We start from the raw sequence: 2,081 nt of genomic DNA, 5'->3' as shown, positions 1-2,081 counted from the left end.
AAAACCGAAGGTGTGAGCGTAGTCAGCGCTACCGATGCGGGTCGACGCATCCTCTGGCCGCATTGATCAGACCATCCTTAGGCTACCCCGATCTCGCGCTGTTGCTTCGTCGAGCTGGCGATACGCAAGACCATTTAAACAAAGCCAACGCGCGCGAACTCTTCCGCCGTATGGTCTTTAATATCCTCATCGACAACACGGACGATCACGAGAAAAACCACGCCCTGCTCATCACCGATCCATTCAAGCATCAGCGTTTGGTATTAGCACCTGCCTACGATGTGCTCCCCTGCAACTCCGGGCAAGGGCAGCAAGAATTCATCTGCGGAGACAATGGCACTGAGTCAACGCTCGAAAACGCCATGTCGCGATGTAAAGACTTTGGCATGTCTGCCGCTGAGGCCGCAAAGGAAGTGGTCACTGTGATCGCCGTGGTCGATACATGGCAAGATCACTTTCGCCAGGCACAGGTGTCAGATCGAGATATCAGGGAGCTTTCACATCAGATTGATGGCGCGCCGCTGCGCAGTCAACGAAAAAATTTTAAAGCATCGAGCTTTGTGGCTCGTAAAAAAGCAAGCCACAAAAAAAATCCCTTTGCTCCGGAACAAAGCGCGTCATAGCATCCCTCTCAGGAAGCTGCGGCTTCGCTTACGTCCCCAGGAGCGTGCTTCCCACGCCTTGGCACGTCGATTCGCATCCCGCCAATGATGCTCTCGGATTGCTGGCGCGAAAAGACTTTCAAGCTTTTGCTTCCGTACCCATGGATCAAGCTTATTTCCTCATCGGACCGTCATCAGATGCGACCGGTAGGCATTTCGCCAAAGTCTCTTCTCGGCATTTGACCGCCAAGGTAACGCCAAGGCGTGATCGATGGTCAGAGCCAAGATCGTTGCTCCCTTCTGGAAGGCCTCTTCGATCGCACTCATGTCGAGGCCCGTGATGCCCGCATATGAGATCACACTCTTGATCTTGCCAGCCGATTCACGTATCACAATGAAGGGAACTCCCTTCCGCGTTCTGCCAAACTTGCCCGAGATAGGCTCTTGGATTTTTTCGCGCGCTTTGGTGAGTTGGGCATACCACGTCAAAAGCTCGGCTTTGGTGATGGATCGTGGCGAGCTTTTGCTCCCTGCAAAGGGATTTCCGTGCTCTCGTTTGAGCTTGTCAAACTGACGCCTCGGGATGCCAAGGTAGAACTCCGCCATCGGCTGCGTGAAGTGCGTTGTGCTCGCTGAGCGATCAAGTCTTTGCCTCAGGCCGTCGAAATCACGGCTGGCGATGATGGCATTGCGCTCATCGCGCTTGGCAATGACTTCAAGTGCTGCTCGAAAAAATCCCTCTTCGAAGCTTTCCGCCTTCCCGATGTTCGTCATCCGACCCCCTCACTTGTTCAGGCCTTACTGCGAGAACCTTGCATCGCAAGCTTGCCACTCATCAGCCTTAAAGTCCGCGACCAATGCTATCGAGCATAGCCTAACGTGTTCGCAGAGGAAGCACATCAGAAGAACCATCCGCCGTTGTAGCGACCCAGCGCACCGCGTCCTGGCTACCAGTTGTGATCGCGAGTTGCATGTGAGCCATCACTACGAGCGCGTTACTTTGTTTGACGACCAGTTCCACGAGCTCAAGCGGGAAGCCCGTTCGTAACCGATGCAGTGCATGTGCGCCCGCGTGGACAAACGAGTTGAGTGCCGCCCAAGAGTATTTCTTGAACTCCAAAAACGCCCGCAATGGCTCAGCTGCCTGCTGCACTGTTTCCAGAGCTTGGAGCATCTTGGAGAGCATCGGCAGGCGAGCAGCTAATGATTCACTCGTCGGCGTCAATTCGTCTTGCAAGCAGGCCACCTCATCATCGCTTGCACAGTAAAGGGTCCAAACGGCTCTCACTAGCGCTTCGAACTGCGCGCGGTGGATGATAACCGTCGAAGGTCCCGCACCAGCCGCAAGAAGGCAGCGAATCGCAACGGCATGTTCAATCGAAAGCAAACAAAGCGTGCGACAAACTTGCAGGCGATCACTTTGATCAAACGGTGGAGCCGCTGTGATCGGCCCCAAGGCCTCTAAGGAAGGTCTGATCA

The 2,081-nt window shown here is 54.5% G+C and carries 3 protein-coding genes; 1 reads left to right on the top strand and 2 read right to left on the bottom strand.

Annotated features, from left to right (window positions below; genetic code table 11):
- The coding region (locus tag J7367_RS21865; protein WP_209029011.1) for a HipA domain-containing protein at positions 1–623 on the top strand (623 nt) is incomplete at its 5' end.
- Positions 624–782: 159 nt separating this feature from the next.
- Here the strand turns inward: J7367_RS21865 and J7367_RS21860 are convergent.
- Together J7367_RS21860 and J7367_RS21855 are read right to left on the bottom strand one after the other, a co-directional pair.
- Complete coding sequence (locus J7367_RS21860) at positions 783–1,376, bottom strand: hypothetical protein (protein WP_057664323.1); 594 nt, start codon at positions 1,374–1,376, stop codon at positions 783–785.
- 100 nt (positions 1,377–1,476) lie between these two features.
- Positions 1,477–2,079: a hypothetical protein gene (locus tag J7367_RS21855; RefSeq protein WP_057664320.1), complete on the bottom strand. Its 603-nt coding sequence runs from the start codon at positions 2,077–2,079 to the stop codon at positions 1,477–1,479.
- Positions 2,080–2,081 lie beyond the last annotated feature (2 nt).

The organism is Xanthomonas sp. D-36-1, from assembly GCF_017746155.1.
Lineage (GTDB): Bacteria > Pseudomonadota > Gammaproteobacteria > Xanthomonadales > Xanthomonadaceae > Xanthomonas > Xanthomonas cissicola.
This window is presented reverse-complemented; position numbering and strand designations above follow the sequence as displayed.